This is a genomic window from Elstera litoralis, from assembly GCF_000963705.1.
Taxonomy (GTDB): Bacteria; Pseudomonadota; Alphaproteobacteria; order Elsterales; family Elsteraceae; genus Elstera; species Elstera litoralis.
On sequence record NZ_LAJY01000768.1, the window covers coordinates 1 to 2,043 of the forward strand.

5 protein-coding genes are annotated in these 2,043 nt (G+C 66.4%); 2 read left to right on the forward strand and 3 right to left on the reverse strand.

The genetic code is table 11. The features are described 5' to 3' along the window. The first annotated feature begins 11 nt into the window (after positions 1-11). Together VZ95_RS23435 and VZ95_RS19675 are read left to right on the forward strand one after the other, a co-directional pair. Positions 12-113, forward strand: coding sequence for a DUF1244 domain-containing protein (locus VZ95_RS23435; protein WP_456297714.1), 102 nt, complete (start codon positions 12-14; stop codon positions 111-113). A gap of 154 nt (positions 114-267) precedes the next feature. After that, positions 268-849 (forward strand): YgjV family protein, encoded by a 582-nt coding sequence (locus VZ95_RS19675; protein ID WP_052711970.1) that lies wholly within the window; start codon positions 268-270, stop codon positions 847-849. Here the strand turns inward: VZ95_RS19675 and VZ95_RS19680 are convergent. From VZ95_RS19680 to VZ95_RS19685, 3 genes are all read right to left on the reverse strand, one after another. After that, positions 836-1,357 carry an ABC transporter permease gene (locus VZ95_RS19680; protein WP_232302766.1) on the reverse strand — a complete coding sequence of 174 codons (522 nt, stop codon included), beginning with the start codon at positions 1,355-1,357 and terminating at the stop codon, positions 836-838. The two genes, VZ95_RS19675 and VZ95_RS19680, sit on opposite strands and share 14 nt — an antisense overlap. After that, on the reverse strand, positions 1,354-1,578 hold the full coding sequence (locus tag VZ95_RS27605) for a hypothetical protein (RefSeq protein WP_232302767.1): 225 nt from the start codon (positions 1,576-1,578) through the stop codon (positions 1,354-1,356). Before VZ95_RS27605 ends, VZ95_RS19680 begins: the two co-directional genes overlap by 4 nt. Further along, positions 1,575-2,043: CBS domain-containing protein (locus tag VZ95_RS19685; protein ID WP_045777376.1), on the reverse strand; the 469-nt coding region annotated here is incomplete at its 5' end. The genes VZ95_RS19685 and VZ95_RS27605, both read right to left, overlap by 4 nt.

Consider the following 2,043-nt stretch of genomic DNA (forward strand, 5'->3'; position numbering starts at 1 on the left):
AAGCGCGGGAAATCGTCTATGGCATGCCCTATGAGGAGTGGAAAAAGCTGCACCAGCCGGAAGCCTCGCCGGAGCAGATGGCGGCATTTGCCGCAGCAAATCCGCAACACTAATCATGCTGCACATGCGTCCCTGTGAGGGCAGGGGCGCAGGGAAAGCAGAATCCAAACTGTATCCAATCCGCTATGCTCTGAGCACTTGAGCAGGACAGGGCCGCGCGGCTCCAAGCCTTCCCTCACATCTCTGGATAAATAGGCTTGGTCCCCCATGTTGGCGGAAGCTCTCGGTGCGCTTGCGGTTGCGTCTGGTCTCGTTTGGCCCGTGGTGCGGGGACGGCGGTTGCTGCTCGGCATTCAAGCCGTCTCAAGCTTACTTTGGGCGTCGCATTACGCGGCCATCGGCCCGGAAGCCTATACCGGCGCGGTGATGTGTACCCTTGTGGTCATCCAGGCGCTGACGGCTAGTTTCCGTCCGGCGCGCTGGGCGGGCGCTATTTTCTGGCTGACGATTCCCGTGATGCTGGCCTTCGTCGCGGCGACCTGGGCCGGGCCGCAAAGTGCGGGCGCGGCCTTCGGGCTGCTGGTCTCGGCTTTGGGGCGGTGGGAGACGAACCCGATCCGCATGCGGCTGCTGTTCATCCTCTGCATTGCCGGCTGGTCGAGCCATAATATGATCGTCGGCTCGCTGTTCGCGCTAACCTCGGACACGCTGACGGTTCTGACCAATAGCATCGGCATTTACCGCGAACGCCGCGCGGGTGCCTCGGTACGCGACGCCCTGCGGCCGATCTATCGGGCCGTGCGCGGGCTCACGCTGCGGCCCAGCCCCGTGAAAGTTACCCCGGCGTAACGCGTCGCCACGCTTCTGCCCGCCGCACCAGCCGGGCAAGGGCGAGATCGAGGGTGAGCGCCAGCGCGCCGACCAGCAGCGCGCCTTGCAGCACATAGGCGGTATTGGCGGAATTGAGGCCGATAATCAGCGGCAAGCCGAGCGACTTCGCCCCCACGGTCGAGGCCAGCGCGGCGGTGCCGACGTTCACCGTCACCGATAGGCGCAGGCCGGTGAGAATGAGCGGGGCGGCCAAGGGCAGTTCCACCGCGCGCCAAAGCTGAAAGCCGCTCATACCGCTGCCGCGCCCGGCCTCGCGCACCGCCTCCGGCACCTGGTCGAAGGCGGTGAGGCTATTTTCCAAAATCGGTAGCAACCCGTAAAGCGTGAGCGCCAGCAGCGCCGGTTCCGCGCCGAAGCCCATCGTGGGCACGGCAATCGCCAGCACGGCGACGGGCGGAAAGACTTGCCCGAGCGCGGCGACGGTCGCCAGCAGGCTGCGAAACGCGCGGCCCGTCGGGCGGGTCACAAAAATCGCCGCACCAATCCCGAGGCTCGCGGCGGCAAAGCTGGAGGCGGCGACCAAGCGAGGTGTTGCAACAACAGCAACCAGAAAGGATCGGCCTGATAGAGCGGGCGTTCCAACTGCGGGAATAGGGCCGCGAACAGCGGTTTTGCAAAAGGCAGGCCGAAGGTTAGCAGGATCAGCGCCGCCGCGCTCCACACCAACGGATCGCGCCCGCGCCTCATAGGAGGTCCGACCGATGCAGCGCGCCGCAGACCCGCCCCGTCGTATCGACCACGGCGAGCACCGCAACGCCGCGCGCCAGCATCAGCGAGAGGGCTTGATCGAGCGGCAGGCTGGCGGCAATCGCGGGTGTGTCCGAAGGGCCGGGGTTGGGGCGCATCCGGTCGGCGGCGGTGGCGAGCGAGAGCAAGCGCAAGCCCACTGCTTCGCCGCCGACGAAAGCGCGCACGAAGGGGCTGACGGGCGCGGTCAGAATTTTGTCCGGCGGGCCGACTTGCAGCAACTTCCCCTGATCCATTACGGCGATGCGGTTGCCGAGGCGCAAGGCCTCGTCGATATCATGGGTGACGAAGAGAATCGTCGTGCCGGTATCGCGCTGGATGCGCCGCACCTCGGCCTGCAAATCGGCGCGGGTCAGCGGGTCGAGCGCGCCGAAGGGCTCGTCCATCAGCAGCAGATCGGGCCGC

What these genes read in the sequence shown, in the direction of transcription:
- VZ95_RS19675 (WP_052711970.1), top strand. Translation starts at nt 268, where the DNA reads ATGTTGGCGGAAGCTCTCGGTGCGCTTGCGGTTGCGTCTGGTCTCGTT.
- VZ95_RS27605 (WP_232302767.1), bottom strand. Translation starts at nt 1,578, where the DNA reads ATGAGGCGCGGGCGCGATCCGTTGGTGTGGAGCGCGGCGGCGCTGATC.